This is a genomic window from Clostridioides sp. ZZV14-6387 (genome assembly GCF_020657835.1).
Lineage (GTDB): Bacteria > Bacillota > Clostridia > Peptostreptococcales > Peptostreptococcaceae > Clostridioides > Clostridioides difficile_A.
The window spans coordinates 38342-58105 of sequence record NZ_JAGWCW010000028.1 but is presented as its reverse complement, the minus strand read 5'-3'; the positions used below and the strand labels follow the sequence as shown (position 1 = coordinate 58105).

The following is a 19764-nucleotide window of genomic DNA, read 5'->3' as shown; positions in this document are numbered from 1 at the left end:
CTAGGCTCTTTTGAACTTGGGATTTATTTTTTTATGCAAAAAAGGGCGTAGCACTATTTTCTAGTGCGACAGCCCCAAGTTTCTGATAGGAATTATTAATTTTTTATACTAAACCTTCTTTAACTAAGAATGAATGAGCAACGTCCTCTGGTGATTTACCAAGCTCATCAACTTGATAGTTAAGTTCTCTCATAGTCTCTTCATTTATTTTACCTGAAAGCATATTCATAACTTTTTCTAACTCAGGATATTTCTTTAAAGTATCTTCTCTTACTAATGGCGCTGCATAATATGGTACAAAGAAGTTTTTGTCATCTTCTAGTATCTTAAGATTGAACTTTTTAATAAGACCATCAGTTAAGAATGCATCTATAACTTGAGATTCATTATTAGCTAAAGCTGTATATCTTAAACTTCCATTCATTGCTTTTACATCTTTAAACTTTAATCCGTAATCTCTAGCGATTCCTATAAGACCATCTTCTCTATTTTCAAACTCTAAAGTTGGCGAGAAAGTAAAGTCTTTACCATATTTAGTCAAATCAGAAATAGTATTTATTCCATACTTTTCGGCAGTCTCAGGCATCATGGCTAATGTATAAGTATTATTAAATCCAAGAGGGTCAAGTAAAGTTAACTGATTTTCTTTTTCCATAGTATCTTTTACAACCTTATATGCTTCATCAGCATCTTTAATTGGAGTATGTTTCATTACATTTACCAAAAGTGTACCTGTATAATCCACATACATATCTAGTTCACCAGATTTAATTGCATTAAATGCAACAGATGAACCACCTAGATTTAAATTCTTCTTAACATTAAGATTTGTATTTTTTTCTATTAATTCAGCATAAACATTACCAAGTATAAGTTGTTCTGTATAATCTTTAGAACCAATAGTTATTGTATCTTTCTTACCTGAAAAACTTGAACTAAAAACAACAAACAACATTGAAACAACAACTACAACAGATATTACTTTAAGTGCTATATAATTTTTCTTTGGTGCTTTTGGATTTAATCCTTTTGGAGTAACTGCAACTTCAATTTTACTAAATAAATAATCAACTAGTAGTGCAATTATACATGATGGAATTGCTCCTGCTAAAATCATATTATTGTTTACAGTTTGAACACCTGAAAATACTAAATATCCTAGACCACCTGCACCTATAAACGCAGCAAGAGTCATCAAACCAACAGCTGTAACAGCAGAAATTCTAACCCCACCCATTATTATAGGTAGTGCTAAAGGAAATTGTATTTTAAATAATGTCTGATTTCTTGTAAGACCAATACCTTTAGCTGATTCTAATACGACTGGGTCAATACTGGTTATACCTATATACGTATTTTTTACAATTGGTAGTAATGAGTAGACTACTACCATAAATATGGCTGGTTTACTTCCTATCCCAAGTATAGGTACAAGAAGACCCAAAAGTGCCATAGACGGAACTGCTTGGACTAAGTTTACAAATCCAAGTATTATTTTTCTAAGAGATGAGATTCTTGAAATAATTATTCCAAGAGGAACTCCAACTATTATAGCTATCAAAATAGATGTAACAGTTAAACTCATATGTTGTATTAAAAGCTCTATAATCTTATCCTTTTGTAATAGTATAAAGTTAAAAAAATTATCCAAGGACACTCACCTCCATTTCTAGGAATTGTTCACTTAAAACGGAAAGTAAACTACTTCTAGTAATTAGCCCCACAAGTTTATTTTCATCAGAAACAACTGGAATATATCCAACCGAATTACGGTTCATTACATTCAATATCTCAACTAAATTATCTCCTTCATTCACATGTAAAGGCTCTTTTGACATAATATCAGCAAGTAATATTGATTTGTCATTAATATCTTTCATATCCTTTACTGTAACAATCCCTTTTAATGTTTTAGCTCTGTCTATAATTAGTAAACTGTCAACCTTACTTGTTCTCATAATTTCTATCCCTTGAGTTACAGTTCTCGTTGAAGTTACAGCAATAGGATTTTTTATCATAATATCCCTTGCTTTTATATACTCTGGATTATCCCAAACTCTATCTTCTCCAATAAAATCTTTTACAAAATCATTTGCAGGTTTTCTAAGTATATTTTCTGGAGTATCATACTGTGCTATTCTCCCATCCTTCATAATACAAATTTTATCAGCTATCTTTAAAGCCTCATCCATATCATGAGTTACAAATATTATAGTTTTTTTCAATTCATCTTGAAGAGAAAATAATTGCTCTTGTAAAGATGTTCTTGTTATTGGGTCTAAAGCACTAAAAGGCTCATCCATTAATATTATCTCAGCATCAGTTGCGATGGCTCTTGCAACACCAATTCTTTGTTGTTGACCACCACTAAGTTCTGAAGGATACTTATTTAAAAACTCATCACTATCAAGACCTACCATCTCTAGTAGTTGTAATGTTCTTTGCTCAATTTCTTCAATGGACTTTTCCTTTTTTAGGCGTGGAATTAACTCTATATTTTCTTTTATTGTAAGGTGAGGAAATAGGCCTGTGTTCTGTATAACATATCCTATTTTTCTTCTAAGCTCTATTTCATTTTCTTGAGAAATTGGTTTGCCATTAATATATATTTCACCAGATGTAGGTTTTATTAATTTGTTTATAAGCTTCAATGTTGTAGTCTTCCCACAACCACTTGAACCAATTAAAACCACCAATGTACCTGTTTCTACAACTAGAGAAATATCATCTAATATAACATTATTTCCTATCTTTTTGGTTACATTTCTTATTTCTATCATAATCTATCATCCCCTTTATCGACAAGCAACCTCCAGCAATATTATAAGTTGTTTTTATAATTATATCATATTATTCTCTTTATGTAAACAAAGTAGACCTTTTAGGTCAGTTTCTGACTGAAAATTCCTACAAATATAAAGTATTTATATATAGTTATACAATACATAATGTTGAAAAATAAAGTAATAAAAATATTCACAAAATAACACTAGTCTTAATTATATAACATCAAAACTAGTGTTATTTCATTTTTTAAAAAACTATAGTTGGATACTATCCATATACTCAAATAAAGTAATATCTTTGTAGGTTTCTTTTTTATCACTTAAATTCGATATTGTAACTCCCAATAGCCTTATTTGTTTTCTATTCATCTCGACATTTCTTAATAAATTGTCTATGCCACTTCTTATATCACTATATTCATCAATATAATGGTCTAAACTAAGACTTCTAGTTATCTTTGTGAAATCTTCATATTTAATTTTTAATGTAAGCGTCTTTCCAAATTTCTCAGAATTTTTTAATCTATGACATACCTCTTCACAAAGTTCATCAAGAATGTTGCGTGTTTCTTCTTCATCAATATCCAGGTTATGACTTAATGTAGTCTCTGCCCCAACAGATTTTCTAACTCTATTTGGCTCTACAGGTCTATCATCTATTCCTCTTGCGAATTTATACAATTCATAACCTTTTTTCTTAAATATATTTTCAAGTTCAAATAAATTTAAACACCTTAAATCGTATCCTGTTTTTATACCTAAATTTTTAAGGGTATTTGAAGTAACTTTTCCAACACCAAAAAATTTATTTACAGGTAATTTATCTAAAAACTCTTGGGCATTTTTTTCATTTATTACAGTCAGACCATTAGGTTTTTTTAAATCCGACGCAATTTTGGCTAGAAACTTGTTGTATGACACACCAGCTGAAGAAGTAAGACCAACTTCTCGAAATATATCTCTTTTTATTTGCTTTGCTATCTCAATTGATGAGTCAATATTTTTTTTATTTTTTGTTACATCTAAGTAAGCTTCATCTAAAGACAATGGCTCAACTAAATCAGTATATCTATAAAATATATCTCTTATTTGATTTGATACACCCTTGTACACATCAAATCTAGGTCTTACAAAAACTGCATATGGGCACCTATTATAAGCTACAGCTGATGGCATAGCTGAATGTATACCAAATTTTCTAGCTTCATAAGAACAAGTTGCAACTACACCTCTACTTTGTGGATTTCCTCCAACAATAACAGGTCTTCCTTTTAATTTTTTATTATCCCTTTGTTCTATAGATGCATAAAAAGCATCCATGTCTATGTGAATTATTTTTCTATGAAGTTCCATCCTTATCACCTTTTAAAATACAAACAGATTGAGTTTATTTAGATTACCTTTTAATTATACCAAACTTATGTTTCTTTATGCTCTTTTTTTTAATTCTCTTTACATATTGATATTTTCCATATATAAAACATCCTATAATCAACTAATTTAATATAATTTATAAAAAATCCTTAAAAACACTTGCAAAAACTATATAAAAGCTTTACAATAGGTATTCCAAGGAACTAAATTTAAAATTCCTTATGGATAACAGTATATATATTAATTTAAATGGGATGTTTTAAAAACAAAAGACTGCCTTATACAAGGCAGCCTACTGATTTTATTATAATTGTAATGGACTGCTCAAACTATTACTTTAAAACAGCCCATATTTTTTTATATAATTTTAACTATAGTAAAGATTTTGTGATGGATACTCTGGGTCACAAGTTACATCTATGCCAAGTTTTCTAAATGTTTGTTCATCGTCTCTATTTAGTATAGTAGTAGAATGAGCTTGACATCCTTTTAATAATGCCAATTTTTCCATAGCAAATTGTGCAGTTGGATTAGTTACAGCACAAATGCTAAGTGCAGTTAAAACCTCTTGGCAACTAAGAGAAACATTTCTACTAGCTAAAGTTTTTGTTTTTAGATTTATAATAGGTTCTAATATTACAGGTGATATTAAATGCATATCATCAGATATATTAGCTAAGTGTTTAATTGCATTTAATACAGCTGCTGCTGTTCCATTCATTAAGTCAGAACCCTTACCAGTTAATATTGTTCCATCCTCTAACTCTAGCGCTACTACAGGGCAAGTATCATTCTTATCAGCATTTTCTTTTAATTTATTACTGTAATTTCTAGCAGGTAAGACAACTTTTCTATCTTCTGGTTTTAGGTTAAGTTCTTCCATAATCATTTTCATTCTATCATAAGCACCTTTATCAACTTGTCCTTTTTTATATTCACAGGCAGTTTTAAAGTATCTTCTTATTATTTCTTCTATCGAGGCTTTTCTTATTACTTCATCATCTATTATTCCAAATCCAACTCTATTAACACCCATATCAGTTGGAGATTGGTAAATTGATTCTTTTCCAGTTATTTTTTCTATTATTTTCTTAAGCACTGGGAATAATTCTAAATCTCTATTGTAGTTTACTGACATTTCACCATAAGTTTCAAGATGGAATGAGTCTATCATATTTACATCTTTTAAATCAACCGTAGCTGCTTCATAAGCTATATTTAAAGGATGCTTCACAGGTACATTCCAAACTGGGAATGTCTCGAACTTAGAATATCCAACTACATTTCCTCTTTTATTTTCATGGTATAACTGACTTAAACAAGTACCAAGTTTCCCACTATTAGGACCTGGCGCTGTCACTACTACTATTGGTTTTGTAGTTTCTATATACTCATTTGCTCCATACCCCTCATCACTAACTATAGTCTCAACATCTGATGGATATCCTTTTGTTGGATAATGCTTATATACTTTAATTCCTCTACGTTCTAATTTATTTATGAATACAGTTGTAGCAGGTTGTCCTTCAAATCTAGTAATTACTACACTATTTACATCTAACTCATAACCTCTTAAATCATCTATTAATCTTAAAACTTCCATATCATAAGTGATACCAAAGTCTCCTCTTATTTTATTTCTTTCTATATCTCCTGCATATACACAAATTACAACTTCTACTTTTTCTTTCATATGTTGTAATACTTTTATTTTTGCATTTTCATCAAATCCTGGAAGTACTCTTTTTGCATGAAGGTCTCCCATTAATTTTCCTCCAAACTCTAAATAAAGCTTGTCAAAATTATTTACTCTTTCTAAGATATATTTAGACTGCTCTTCTAAATATTTTTTGTGGTCAAATCCTATTTTCATCTTAACACCTCACTAAATTAAATTTCTTATTGATAACAGTATATTTATATATATTTTTTTAGTAAAACATCTTATAAAAAAATGTTAATACTTTTTCACTCAAAGTAATATTATACAATTAAGATTAATTTTTTTCAAGATAGTTTTATAGTAAATTAGATATACTCATATAACTAATAAAATAAGAATATTATATTTTATATATCTAAATATAATATTCTCACCTTCTCACTAATTTATTTCAATATTCTCATATATCTTTTACTCCAAGTTCAATACTTTTCTAATATCTTCTATTCCTTGATATACTTCTTGTTTAGAGAAATTCATAGCCTCTAATTCCTCATCAGTTTTTTCCATAAGCATAGTGTAAAATTCTATTGCTATATACTGCATATTTTCAGTATTCACAGTGTTAGCCTTATCGAATAAAATCTCTTCTGCTTCATTCACTTTTCCTTGAAAAACTAGTCGTTTCAAGGTAATAAGTATAACTTCTTCTTCTGTATTATACACTAAATCTTTTTCTTCATATTCACTGTATTTCTTTCCCAATAAAAGTCTTGCAACCATAAGTTTTATCTCATTGAAAATCTTATCTACTATAGCCATTTTTACATCTCCTATAAATAAAGTTTATTTTCTTTTTAATTATAACAGACTTTATATTAAAAATTATTATATGTAAATGAAATAATTCAAAAATAGATTTTAAACATAAAAAAAGAAGGTAGCGGGGGATTTCCGACTACCTTCAAACACTAGATTGTGATTGGTTTGGTATTTTACTTATACCCACCGTACGCTTTGTTAAATCATCTAAATTGATTTTTTTAGCATCCACATCCTCCATCAAAAACGTCACCGCATTCACAAAGTATTAATAATACTATTAAGAAAGGTATCCATGCACATAAGTCCATCTCAGCCCAACAATCTTGGAATGCTAAGAATAAGAAGAATAATATTATTATCCACCAAGCACATCCACCAAATCCGCCTTCACCAAAAAATCTATCCAACATAATATGTTACCTCCTAGTTATTTTGTATGTGGAGTTTCAGCTCCTAAAATATACTATGTTTAAGGGGTAATATTTGCTAATGATTTTTTTAAATTTTTTCAAAGATTTTCTAAAAAAAATTATTGTCTAACACTCAATGTCTTGCTATCACTATTGATGACTACATCTCCAGCAGAAGTCAAAAATGTTTTTACATTCAGTTTTTCTAATATTTTTAATACATCTTCATCAGGAGCTTTTTTATCTGAACAAGTAATAACAGCATATTCTGGGGTAATAGACTCTAAAAATGCTTCAGTTAATTTGTCATACCTTCCATGATGAGGAATTTTAACAAAATCATATTTTAAGGTATTTTCACTTATAAACTCTGCCAACCTTTTTTCCTCTGCATCTCCTGCAAACAAAAACCTGTGTTCTCCATAATTTATACTAGTCATTATTGAATAATCATTCGAACTTTCATAATCACTTTTTGAAGCTGGTTGTATGCTTATTTTTGCATTATTGATTTCAAGATTCATCTTTTCCTTCAGTACTACTGGTTCTACACCAGCTTGTTTAAGTGAATCTGTATACTCATCATACTGTTTACTGTCTTTCTCATAATTTGCTTGTATCAGATTCTTTACTTTGACACTAGATAGCACACTATCGACTCCACCTATATGGTCCTTATCTAAATGAGTTAAAATCAAATAATCAAGTGTATTTACTCCTTTTTCCTTTAATTTATCAACTATTTGTTCTCCATTTTTATCTTCTCCTGTATCAATCATTACAACTTTATCGCCTATCTCAATTAATATACAGTCTGATTTTCCAGTGCTTAGTATAGTAGTCTTAAATGCAGTATTTTTTGTGTTGCCTTGAATATTATTTTGACTTACACTATTTTTTTCACTCTTTAAATAAGATTCACTTGTTGATTTTATCTTACCATTAGTAGTTATATTTACCACAATCAATAATATTGCAATTACAGACAATGTAGTAACAAAAAACATGATGTCTCTTAATATTATTCTCTTCATCCAAAATCTCCTATAAATTTTATTTATTACATATTTATAGTATAACAATCCTGACTTAGTAAAATACACATATAAACGAGGCAAATTCTAGGCATATTTGTGGCATTAAAAAAACGGGGTTGTCACGCTAGAAAATAGCGCTACGCCCTTTTTTATACAAAAAAGTAAATCCCAAGTTCAAAAGAGCTTGGGATTCTTGTATAATACTTGTATTAAAAAACAAAATACTATACAAATTAATTATGCTACTTATTGTGATAATTATCAATTTAAATTACCACTAAATATGGATTATATGATTCCAAAAGATGATTCTGTAAGGTTATTAAGTCAAATTATTGAGGAGATGAAGTTAGAAAAATTATATAAGACTTATTCTCGAATTAGAGGAAATAAAGTAACCCCTATACAACTTTTGAAATTCGAGAAATATTCTGAAAGTTAAACAGTTGGCAGTATATTCTATTTTTCTATTGAAAATGATATAATATAGCTATTAAGAGGGAGGGGAACAAAATTTTGAAGTTAAAAACCTTTCAACTGATTCTGATTGTTTGTATGATTTTTCTTTCTTTTCCAATAGAACTTGACTCTGCTTCAGATAAGGTTCCAGTTAAAGTCGGATATTATGATGATGGTGATTATATGAGTCGAAATGAAAATGGTGAGTATATAGGGTTTAATTTTGAATATTTGCAGGAAATTAATAAATACACTAACTGGAAATATGAAATAGTAGATTGTAAAAGTTGGGAAAATGCTTTTGAAATGTTAAAATCAGGTGAGATAGATGTTCTTCCTAGTGTCTATTATACAAAAGAACGTACAAAAGAAATGCTTTTTCCAACACTGCCAATGTGTAATATTTATACAACTTTAAATGTAAGAGTGGACGATACTCGTTATGATTATGAGGATTTTGATTCTTTTCAAGATATGAAAGTAGGTGTTATTAGTAATAGTAAAGATGCTGAAAACTTTAAAAAATATTGTAAAACAAATGATTTTAAAGTTCAAATTGTATCTTATAAAGAAACAAATGATTTGTTAAGAGATTTAGAAAATGGAAACTTAGATGGTGTTGCTATAACACATCTTGGTCGGACTAGTACATTTAAAAGTGTAGCACAATTTTCTCCAGAACCACTTTACACTGTGGTTTCAAACCATAAGCCAAATTTGTTATCTCAACTAAATTCTGCTTTGAATACATTGACACTTAGGAATTCTAGTTATGAAACAAAATTATACAATAAGTATTTTTCTATAAGTACTGCTCAGAAGCCAGTATTTACAAAAGATGAGCAAGAATATATACAACAATCTGGTGAAATTTCAGCTGTTTATGATGCTACAAAGATTCCACTAGAATATAGTGATTCCAAAACAGGGGAGTTTTCTGGTGTGGTTGCTGATTTATTCAAGGTAATTACAAATAACACTGGTTTGAAATTTAGATTTGTTTCTGCAAAGAATTATAATGAAGCACTTCAATTATCAAAAGATTCTAGTATATCTGTAGTTTGTGGTATGGAAAACGATTATATCAATAACCAAAAAAACAATATAAGAACAACACAGTATTATTTGCATGCTCCAGTAGTTTTAGTTAGTGGAGAAAATGAAAATGAAAATGAAATTAAAAAAGTGGCAGCTGTAAATGGTTCTTTGATTGGAGAAAATATTACTAAAGATGGGAAACTGGATAGAACCATAGAATATTATAATTCTCCAAAAGAATGTTTTGATGCTGTATTAAAGAATAAAGTTGATGCTGTTTATGTAAATACTTATATTGCAGATTATCTATTATCCAATCCTCGTTATGAAAAATTTTCTGTTTCAACTTTGACAAACTATGCAGAAGAAATAAGTATTGGTATTTCTGATTCTGCAGATTCAAGGTTGTTTTCTATACTAGATAAATGTATTCAATACATGTCAACAGAAGAAATGGACAGAATAATTTTAAAAAATACAATAGATCAATATGATATAACTTGGCAAGATATTATTCATCAGCATCCGATGGCAATTATTGGAGGAATTATTATAATATCAGCTATTATTATTATACTTTTGAGTTTTCTGCTTTTATTAAAGTCAAAAAATAACAAGCGTATCGAGAGTTTGTTATACCGAGATAGTCTTACAGGAATTTGGAATTTAAATAAATTTTCTAAAGAAGCCATTGAGAGTTTAAGAAATGCAGAAGGTGGTTTATATGTGATTGTTTATTTAGATATAAAACAATTCCGAATGATTAATGACACTTTAGGATTTTCAGAAGGAGATGAAATACTTTGTGCATTAGCTAAAGTTTTACAAAACACTGTCTCTTCTGAAGAATCTTGTGCTCGCGTTTCTGCAGACCAATTTGTTATGTTATTAAAATACAATAGTTGGGATTGCTTAAAGGAACGTCTCTTTAAGATTGACACTCAACTAAATGATTGGATAGAAAAAATGAGAAAAACTTACCAACTTATTCTTGTATTTGGCGTATACATAGTAAATGAAGTTGAAAAACATGATATATCTCTCATGCTTGATCTAGCAAATTATGCGAGAAGAAATACAGAAATAACACACAGAAGTTGTATTGTGCTTTATGATATGGCTATGAGAGAGGAAGGATTACACCAAAGAAACTTAACAGATAGGATGCAAATAGCATTAGAACATGGAGAGTTTATTCCATACTTTCAACCAAAGGTAGACATGAATACAAATAGATTGGTAGGAAGTGAAGCACTAGTAAGATGGAATTATCCAGATAAAGGTATAATAAGTCCTGGAGAATTCATTCCTTATTTTGAAAAAAACGGATTTGTGGTAGAAATTGACTTTTATATCTATGAGGAAGTTTGCAAAATGTTAAAGAGATGGATGGATTTAGGATTAAATATTAGTCCAGTATCTTGTAATTTTTCCAGAATTCATTTTAACAATGAAGGCTTCTCAGAAAGATTGATAGAAATAGCAGATTCATATAAAATACCTCATAAATACCTTGAAATAGAAGTCACAGAAAGCATTTTTATTGAAAATCTTAATCAGATTTTGAGTCATTTTAATCAACTAAAAGAATCAGGATTTCCTATTTCTATAGATGATTTTGGTTCTGGATATTCATCTCTTGGTTTATTACAACAATTTTCTATTGATATAATTAAGTTAGACCGTACATTTATACAAACAGGAATGCATGGTCGTCGTGAACAAGCTGTTGTGTGTGGAGTGGTAAATATAGCAAAAGAATTAAATATGAAAGTTATATGTGAAGGGGTAGAAAGTATAGAACAAGTGAGGATACTAAAAGAAATTGGATGTTATTTAGCACAAGGATATTTTTATGCAAAGCCAATGCCACAGGATGATTTTGAGCAATTATTAAAAAATCCTGTACTGGAAATTAAATCAAATGTTTAAGGTGTACGTTTATTATAAATAAAGTTTATGTTCTAAGTAAAATTATGCATGATAAATAAAGGTATAAAAATAGCATTTTTTCAGATAATATTTTATTATAAATAATAAATTTAGAATACTTTTTTAGTATATCTATTGGAAGATGACTCTATCTTTGTACCATCAATAAATAGAGTGTTCTTTGAAATCTCTTTATTATTTTCAAGAAAGTTTGTAAACTGAATTATATTATACAAGAATCTCAAGTTCTTTTGAACTTGGGATTTGCTTTTTTGTACAAAAAAGGGCGTAACACTATTTTCTAGTGCGACAGCCCTGTTCTTTTTATAAAAATTAAGTCTATCTTTCTAAAGTCACATCTTCAAATTCTTTAATTTTATCATTAGATAAGACACTCTTTTTAGTCGATTGTCCATTTTTTCTATCAAAGGTATTTTTGGCTTTTACTCCTGATAAAAACTTACCTGCTCCATTAATACATCCTTCTTCACACATCATTCCTTCTATAAAGTTACCTTCTAATCTACCCAATTTAGCCATTGTCATTGTCTTTTTAATTTGTCTTGGACCAGATACTTTTATAGGTTCAAAATCAAAACTAATTCCCTTCTCAGCAATATAGTTTTGTATGGATTTAGTTAGACCTCCAGATGCTCCAAATCCCCTTCCAAAAATTGACCCATCATTTATATCTTCATTTGAACATTTTGATAAATCTATATTAAAGGATTCAAACAATGCCATTAATTCTTCAAAAGTAAGCACATAATCTACTGCATCTTTTAGACATGCATCTGTTGCTTCACTCTTCTTAGCTGTACATGGACCTATAAATACAACTTTAGCATCAGAATCAAATTTTTTTACCAATCTTCCTGTTGCTACCATAGGAGATACTGTAGATGATATTTTATCTTTTTCATCAGGAAACATCTTCTCTATATACTTAAAAAATCCAGGACAACATGAATTTGTCATGTAATCATCTCCAGATTTTATTCTCTCAATAAATTCATTACTTTCATGAACTGTAACTGCATCTGCACCACAAGAAGCTTCTATCATATCCACAAATCCTAATGACTTTATAGCATTTTTTAACTGTCCATATGTAATATTACTATCAATTTGACCTGTTATAGCTGGAGCTACTATTGCATACATCTTTTCCTTTTTGGCAAGTTTTTTCGCAACAGGTGCTATCAAACTTTTGTCAGATATTGCTCCAAATGGACATGCTGACATACACGCTCCACAATTTATACAATTATCTTCATGTATCATAGCTTTCATAGTATCTCTATTAAAATCCAATGCTCCTGTTGGACAGACACTCTTGCAAGGTCTTACAACTTCAGATATAGCATCATATTGACAAGAACTTTTGCACATTCCACAAGCTTTGCATAAATCATGATTTATATATGCCCTTCCATTTATGTAAGAAATCGCTCCAAACTTACACGCTTCTTTACATCTATGTGCTAGACAGCCTCTACAAAGTTCTGTAACTGTAAATTCATTTATTGGACATCTATCACATGCTGCTTCTACTATATATATAATTTGTTCATCTGTATCTAAGTTTACTAAATCTGGATTTATATCTCCATATTTACTATTTGGTGTTAAACTTAATGCAAGTTGTGCTCTTTCAAGAACTACCTCTCTCTCCTTATAAACACAACATCTATATCTTGCTTTCTCTCCTTTGATTATTTCATATGGAATTTTTTCTATATTTTCTTTTGTTAATTTTTCTTCAATTGATAATCTAGCTACTGCTGTTAAAACTTCATGCTTCAACCTTTTTAGTTGCGTTTCAAACTCAAACATAAGTAATCCTCCCCATAAATCACATCTTTTTTGCTATATTTCTACTATTATGTACATTGTATTTTCATTTATTCCCATAAATCATTATAACACAGGCGTATACTTTGTTAAGTTATATACAAAATATTATATATGTAATTTTTATTTTAAGTGTATATAGTTTTTAATTTAAATTACTAAATAAACAAAAATATAAATAAAAATAGAGTTGCCCAAAAGTCAACTTGGAACAACTCTATATAATATGTATTTTATACTCGTTTTATTTTTCTAAATTTATTTTACTAAAATCTTTTATCTTAGTATTTGCTAAGACACTCTTCTTAGTTGATTGAGAATTTTTTCTATCAAAAGTGGCTTTAACTTTTGCACCTGATAAGAACTTACCAGAACCATTTATACATCCACCTTCACACATCATTCCCTCTATAAAGTTACCTTCTAATTTTCCTAAATTTGCCATAGTCATAGTTTTCTTGATTTCTCTTGCGCCAGAAATCTTTACAGGTTCAAAGTTAACACCTATACCTTTTTCAGCAAGGTAATTCTCTATGGCTTTTGTAAGACCTCCAGCAGCGCCAAAACCTCTTCCAAATATTGATGCATCATCTATATCTTCATTTGAACACTTAGCTAAGTCTATATCAAATGCTTCAAATAATGCCATTATTTCTTCAAAAGTCAGTACATAATCCACTGCACCTTTTAATTCTTTCTTAGCTGCCTCACTCTTTTTAGCTGTACATGGTCCTATGAATACAACCTTAGCATCTGGCTCATAACTTTTTATAAATCTTCCACTAGCTATCATAGGAGATACTGTAGATGATATTTTTCCTACATGATTTGGGAATGTCTTTTCTATATAACCAACAAATCCTGGACAACAAGAATTTGTCATAAAAGATTCTCCTTTTTCCATTCTTTCAGCAAACTCTAAGCTTTCATGCACTGTGACTGCATCTGCTCCACAAGCTGCTTCTAGTACATCTACAAATCCTAATGATTTTATAGCATTCTTTATTTGACCATATGTAACATTTGCTTCAACTTGACCTGTTATAGCTGGAGCTACTACTGCATACATTTTTTCATTTTTAACTAATTGTCTAGCTACAGGAGCAATCAAACTCTTATCAGATATCGCTCCAAATGGGCAGGCTGACATACATGCACCACAGTTTAGACACTTATCTTCATGTATCATAGCTTTCATATTCTCTCTATCAAATCCTAAGGCATTAGTTGGGCATACGCTCTTGCACGGTCTAACAACCTCTGAGATGGCATCATATTGACAAGCTTTTTTACACATTCCACAAGCCTTACATAATTCGTGATTTATATAAGCCATTCCTCCGACATGTGTTATAGCACCAAATTTACAAGCTTCTTTACATCTATGCGCTAGACAGCCTCTACAAATATCAGTTACTGTAAATTCATTTATTGGACAACTATCACATGCAGCCTCCAAAATATATATAATTTGTTCATCTTCTCCTATATCCATTGTATCTAAATCTATTTTATCTTGACCTGGTTCTAACCCCATACTTACATTTACTCTCTCAGATATTATGGCTCTTTCTTTATAAACACAACATCTGTATGTAGGTTTCTCACCTTTTATTATTTCATATTGAATATTATCCATTGCTTCTCTTGTAAGGTTATCTTCTTTTCCAAGCCTAGCTATTGCTGTTAAAACATCATGTCTTAATTTGTGTATTTGTGTTTCAAATTGAAACATTTTAATACCACCCCCGTAAATGATTTTATACGATACCATTATAACACAATATTTGCTTTTATTAATATATACATAAAATATTATATGTTTAAATTTTATTTTATCGAATATATATAATGTTTTTATATTTTATTGTATAATAATATTGATATTTCTGAAATTTCACTATTTTTATCTTGAATTTTTAATCGAATATATAATATTTTTTATTATATTTTTTAATTTTACTTTTTATTTGTATTCCTTTTTATTACATTTTTTGCTATTAAATTCATTCATAGTTTGGTATGATTTTGCACTATCTGTTATTATATGATTTAGCAGTTTTTCTTAAATTCTAAAATCAATTAATTTTTTTAAAAAATTTATTTGCTTTTATTTTAAATTTATGCTATATTAATAGAACAGACTTATTTTTTTAGTTTGTATTTTTTAATAAAGCGGAGGTTTTCTTATAATGAAAAACGGAATAGTAAAATGGTTTAACAATGAAAAAGGATTTGGATTCATATCTGTAGAGGGAGAAGACGATGTTTTCGTACATTTCTCAGCTATACAAAATGATGGATACAAAACTTTAGAAGAAGGCGAAAAGGTTAGCTTTGATATAACTCAAGGTAATAGAGGACCTCAAGCTGAAAACGTAAATAGAATATAATTATTTAATTTAAATATATATATTTTAGAAAAGGAGCTATCGTAGGCTCTTTTTTGTTGTTTATTATACTTATAATACATTACAAAAACAAGAAGTTACTTTAAAAAAGACAATTCAAAACATCTTTTTAAAATAACTTCTTTTATTATAATATATTACTATTAAAAACTACTCTATTTAATTTTATCAGATATCACTAAGCATAACTCTCTCAATATTTTACAGGCTATAACTGTTGATACACCTGTAATATCATAATCAGGACTTAACTCTACAATATCACAACCAACGATATTTATATTAGAGTTTTTTATGATTCTAAAAACTTCTTGAAATTCTCTATAATTTATACCACCAGGTTCTGGTGTACCTGTTCCTGGAAATACAGATGCATCTAGTATATCTAAATCTATAGTTAAATAAACATTCTTTCCATTCAACATATTAATTATATTTTCAAAGGTGTTTATTCCTCCAATTTCCATATATGTATGCTTTTGTTCTGTCGCAAACTTAAATTCTTCTTTTGTGCCAGACCTTATACCAAATTGAAATATTTTATTATCTCCTACAACATCCCATACCCTTTTAATTACTGTTGCATGAGAATTTTTGCTATTATTATACTCTTCTCTTAAATCTGCATGAGCATCAAAATGAATTACATATATGTCATTATACTTTTCATACACTGCTTTAAAAGCTGGTAGTGTAACTAAATGCTCTCCTCCAATCATAAATGGAACTTTTGAATCTCTAACAATCTTAGATGTTTCTATATATATTTCTTCTAATACCTTTTCTGTACTTCCTACACTTATTTCTAAGTCTCCATAATCACATATATTGTAATCTTCCAAGTCCAAATCTAAAAACGGACTATATGTTTCAAGGCCATAAAATTCTTTTCTCATAGAACCACTTGCAAATCTAGCTCCTGGTCTATTTGAAGTAGTTCCATCGAATCCAACACCAAATACTATAAGATTAGATTCTTCATAATTTTTGTCCATACTCATAAAAGTATTCATGTGATAGAAATTATTGTTCATCTAACATCTCCTTTACATATTGAGGTAACATAAACGAACCTAAGTGTATATTACTATTATAATATTTAGTTTTTAAATTTAATTTTTCCCATCCATCCCTATCTTGATTTTCTATTGGACTAAATTTTTTAGAAGCAAAACCAAACAACCAATGACCAGATGGGTATGTTGGTATATGTGCTTGATAGACTTCAGATATTGGAAATATTTCTTTTAACTTCTTATTAGCTCTTTTCATTTCCCTAGCATTAAAATCAAAATAAGGACTTTCACTTTGATTTACTAAAATTCCATCATCACTCAGTATTCTATGACAATCTCTATAAAAATCAGTTGAAAAAAGACCTTCTCCTGGTCCTATTGGGTCAGTTGAATCTACTATTATTAAATCATAAGATTTATCAGAGGCACATTTAACAAAATTAACACCATCTTCAAAATATAAATTAACTCTTTCATCATCTAATTTGCATGAGCATATATCCATATACTCTTTAGATACATCTACAACCATTTTATCTATTTCAACCATATCAATCTTTTCTATTTGTGGATAACGGCTTAATTCTCTTACAGTTCCGCCATCACCCCCACCTATTACTAATACTTTTTTTATGTTTAAATTTGTAGACATAGGAACATGAGTTATCATCTCATGGTATATAAATTCATCTTTATCTGTTACCATCATTAACCCATCTATTGTTAGAAACTTTCCAAATTCATCACTATCAAATACATCTATTCTCTGAAATTGAGACTTCCCCTCAAATAAATGTTTATTTACTTTTATAGAAAATCTTACATTTTCTGTCCATTCTTCTGTATACCAAAGCTCCATATAATAATCCTCACTTTCTCCTATATATTTTGTATTTATACTGCTTCTGGCTTATGAGTAATTTTCCCTAAATCTTTTTTTGAATATTTTTTTATTTTTGTAGTCAGACCTCTTGGAATTTCTGTAGACTCACTTCTTTCTGATTTTAAAAGTTGTTCTAACAATTCAAAACTTTTCCATGGGTCTATATCACCACAAGTAAAAAAATCTGCTGCTGCATAACCATACTCAGGCCAAGTATGTATTGTTAAATGAGATTCTGCAATTATAACAGCACCTGAAACCCCCCAAGGATTAAAATGGTGAAATACAGAATCAACGATTGTAGCTTTTGCATTTAATGCTGAATCATTCATAAAATTTTCTATAAGATGTGGGTCTTTAAGTACATTCTCATCACAATTATAATATTCTACTAGTATATGTCTTCCTAGTGTTTCAAATTTCATTTCAATCCCAACTCCTCTACATATTTAATCTATTCTTATCTTTTCTAAATAAAGCAATTTATTTTATTACAAGTATTCTATCTAAGTTTTTATCTTGCACATCAGTTAGATATACATTGCTATTTTTTAAGAAAATAATATATTCCATAATTTCTTTTGTTATCAATTCTCCTGGAGCAACAATTGGTATCCCTGGTGGATATGCCATTATTGATTCTCCACAAACTCTATCTATACACAAATCAAGTTCTACACTTTCTTTCGGTGCATAAAAAGCTTCTCTAGGATTAAGTTTAATAATAGGATTTATTTGAACCATATTAAACTCATTTAATGCAGATTCTTTTCTATAGACCTTTGCAATTATAGAGAGTGCTTTTACTAATCTATCAATATCAGACTTATTCGTTCCAATAGATACAAGTGCAAGAATATTGTACGAATCTCCTAATTCTACTTGAATCGAAAAATTTTTATATAATAAGTCATAGACTTCAAATCCAGTTAAATTTAATTCTTTCACGTTTATACATAGTTTTGTTTCATCTATAAATTTGACACCTTTTTGTTTTAATATTTCAGTAGATAAAACTTTTATTCCATCAATTTTGTTTAATCTTGATTTTGCATACCTGGATAAATTTAGTGCTTTTGATAATTGTTTTTCTCCATTTTCAACTAGGTTTGCTCTAGCACCATCTATACTTGCCATAAGTAAATAAGATGCTGATGTTGACTGTAACATATTTATTGATTGAAGAACTTTTTCAAATTTTACATTGCCTCTATTAAGCAAAAGTGCTGAAGACTGTGTCAATGCACCTCCTGTTTTATGTATGCTTACAGCTACCATATCAGCTCCTAGTCCTATTGCAGAGGGAGGCAAATCTAAATGAAATGGAAAATGAGCTCCATGAGCTTCATCCACTAGCACCAAAATATTATTTTTATGACATAGCTCTATGATATTTTCAATATCAGCACAAACTCCATAATAAGTTGGATTAAGAAAAAATAATGCTTTTATATTACGATTTCTTTCTATCTCCACTTTAATTTTTTTAAGAGTAATATTTAAACTTATGCCTAATTTCTCATCAAATTCTGGCTGTATAAATATTGGTATTCCTCCACAGAGTATTAATGCATTTATCACTGATTTATGTATATTCCTTGGAAGTAATACTTTTTCACCTGGTTTTATCACACTCAAAATCATTGCATGTATTGCCTGAGTTGTACCATTAGTTATAAAGAATGCTTCATCAGCCATATATGCTTGCGCTAACAAATCTTGTGCATTTTTTATAACCCCATTTGGAGCAGATACATTGTCCATAGTTGGTGATGAATTTATATCCATTTTCATGAGATTTTCACCTAGATATTTATTTAATATATCTACACCTCTATTTTTTACATGTCCAGGCACATCAAAGCAAGCTATATCTTTTTCTGAGTATTCCTTTAAAGACTCTAATAATGGAGCACATTCATAGCTCAATTCAACTGCATTTGCGAACTCACTATCCATGATTTTGAATTCATCTCCTCTCTATATTCAAATAATTATTGTATTCTTATTTATTATTTCTATTTTTTATTTTTACTTTTATTAAACTCATGATATTTATTATATTAACATTCCGCT

At 29.1% G+C, this 19764-nt stretch carries 16 protein-coding genes; 3 read left to right on the top strand and 13 right to left on the bottom strand.

Going from position 1 to position 19764, the window contains the following annotated elements; all coding sequences use genetic code 11:
- Positions 1-103: 103 nt before the first annotated feature.
- The 7 genes from KGF38_RS15910 to KGF38_RS15880 all read right to left on the bottom strand — a co-directional run bounded on the left by KGF38_RS15910 (position 104) and on the right by KGF38_RS15880 (position 8092).
- Positions 104-1651 carry a glycine betaine ABC transporter substrate-binding protein gene (locus tag KGF38_RS15910; RefSeq protein WP_054269523.1) on the bottom strand — a complete coding sequence of 516 codons (1548 nt, stop codon included), beginning with the start codon at positions 1649-1651 and terminating at the stop codon, positions 104-106.
- Positions 1644-2780 carry an ABC transporter ATP-binding protein gene (locus KGF38_RS15905; RefSeq protein WP_054269522.1) on the bottom strand — a complete coding sequence of 379 codons (1137 nt, stop codon included), beginning with the start codon at positions 2778-2780 and terminating at the stop codon, positions 1644-1646. Before KGF38_RS15905 ends, KGF38_RS15910 begins: the two co-directional genes overlap by 8 nt.
- 261 nt (positions 2781-3041) lie before the next feature.
- The gene (gene dinB, locus KGF38_RS15900; RefSeq protein WP_054269521.1) at positions 3042-4139 is read right to left on the bottom strand and encodes a DNA polymerase IV; all 1098 of its coding nucleotides are present in this window, start codon (positions 4137-4139) and stop codon (positions 3042-3044) included.
- 388 nt (positions 4140-4527) lie between these two features.
- Positions 4528-6033: a DUF1846 domain-containing protein gene (locus KGF38_RS15895; RefSeq protein ID WP_054269520.1), complete on the bottom strand. Its 1506-nt coding sequence runs from the start codon at positions 6031-6033 to the stop codon at positions 4528-4530.
- A 261-nt stretch (positions 6034-6294) separates the two neighbouring features.
- Positions 6295-6645 (bottom strand): DUF6483 family protein, encoded by a 351-nt coding sequence (locus tag KGF38_RS15890; protein ID WP_021383697.1) that lies wholly within the window; start codon positions 6643-6645, stop codon positions 6295-6297.
- Between the two features lie 221 nt (positions 6646-6866).
- Positions 6867-7058 carry a hypothetical protein gene (locus tag KGF38_RS15885; RefSeq protein ID WP_021383686.1) on the bottom strand — a complete coding sequence of 64 codons (192 nt, stop codon included), beginning with the start codon at positions 7056-7058 and terminating at the stop codon, positions 6867-6869.
- Positions 7059-7177: 119 nt separating this feature from the next.
- Positions 7178-8092 carry a ComEC/Rec2 family competence protein gene (locus KGF38_RS15880; RefSeq protein WP_054269519.1) on the bottom strand — a complete coding sequence of 305 codons (915 nt, stop codon included), beginning with the start codon at positions 8090-8092 and terminating at the stop codon, positions 7178-7180.
- A 196-nt stretch (positions 8093-8288) separates the two neighbouring features.
- On the opposite strand from KGF38_RS15880, the gene KGF38_RS15875 reads away from it, so the two are divergent.
- On the top strand, positions 8289-8537 hold the full coding sequence (locus KGF38_RS15875; RefSeq protein ID WP_227832529.1) for a hypothetical protein: 249 nt from the start codon (positions 8289-8291) through the stop codon (positions 8535-8537).
- A gap of 74 nt (positions 8538-8611) precedes the next feature.
- Positions 8612-11524 carry an EAL domain-containing protein gene (locus KGF38_RS15870; protein ID WP_207644661.1) on the top strand — a complete coding sequence of 971 codons (2913 nt, stop codon included), beginning with the start codon at positions 8612-8614 and terminating at the stop codon, positions 11522-11524.
- Between the two features lie 339 nt (positions 11525-11863).
- Here the strand turns inward: KGF38_RS15870 and KGF38_RS15865 are convergent, their stop codons facing one another.
- Together KGF38_RS15865 and KGF38_RS15860 are read right to left on the bottom strand one after the other, a co-directional pair.
- Positions 11864-13360: a 4Fe-4S dicluster domain-containing protein gene (locus tag KGF38_RS15865; RefSeq protein WP_054269517.1), complete on the bottom strand. Its 1497-nt coding sequence runs from the start codon at positions 13358-13360 to the stop codon at positions 11864-11866.
- 262 nt (positions 13361-13622) lie between these two features.
- Positions 13623-15113: a 4Fe-4S dicluster domain-containing protein gene (locus tag KGF38_RS15860; RefSeq protein ID WP_054269516.1), complete on the bottom strand. Its 1491-nt coding sequence runs from the start codon at positions 15111-15113 to the stop codon at positions 13623-13625.
- A gap of 457 nt (positions 15114-15570) precedes the next feature.
- Between KGF38_RS15860 and KGF38_RS15855 the strand changes: the two genes are divergently transcribed.
- Positions 15571-15771, top strand: a complete 201-nt coding sequence (locus KGF38_RS15855; RefSeq protein WP_003418660.1) for a cold-shock protein — start codon at positions 15571-15573, stop codon at positions 15769-15771.
- Between the two features lie 173 nt (positions 15772-15944).
- On the opposite strand, the gene speB is transcribed toward KGF38_RS15855, so the two are convergent.
- The 4 genes from speB to KGF38_RS15835 are packed head-to-tail and all read right to left on the bottom strand — an operon-like array spanning position 15945 to position 19647.
- Positions 15945-16823: an agmatinase gene (gene speB / locus KGF38_RS15850; RefSeq protein ID WP_054269515.1), complete on the bottom strand. Its 879-nt coding sequence runs from the start codon at positions 16821-16823 to the stop codon at positions 15945-15947.
- On the bottom strand, positions 16813-17664 hold the full coding sequence (gene speE, locus KGF38_RS15845; RefSeq protein WP_054269514.1) for a polyamine aminopropyltransferase: 852 nt from the start codon (positions 17662-17664) through the stop codon (positions 16813-16815). The genes speB and speE overlap by 11 nt, the downstream gene beginning before the upstream one ends.
- Positions 17665-17699: 35 nt before the next feature.
- Positions 17700-18113, bottom strand: a complete 414-nt coding sequence (speD, locus tag KGF38_RS15840; protein WP_054269513.1) for an adenosylmethionine decarboxylase — start codon at positions 18111-18113, stop codon at positions 17700-17702.
- A gap of 58 nt (positions 18114-18171) precedes the next feature.
- A complete protein-coding gene (locus KGF38_RS15835; protein WP_074178280.1) occupies positions 18172-19647 on the bottom strand; it encodes an aminotransferase class I/II-fold pyridoxal phosphate-dependent enzyme in 1476 nt (491 codons plus the stop codon).
- Positions 19648-19764: the final 117 nt, after the last annotated feature.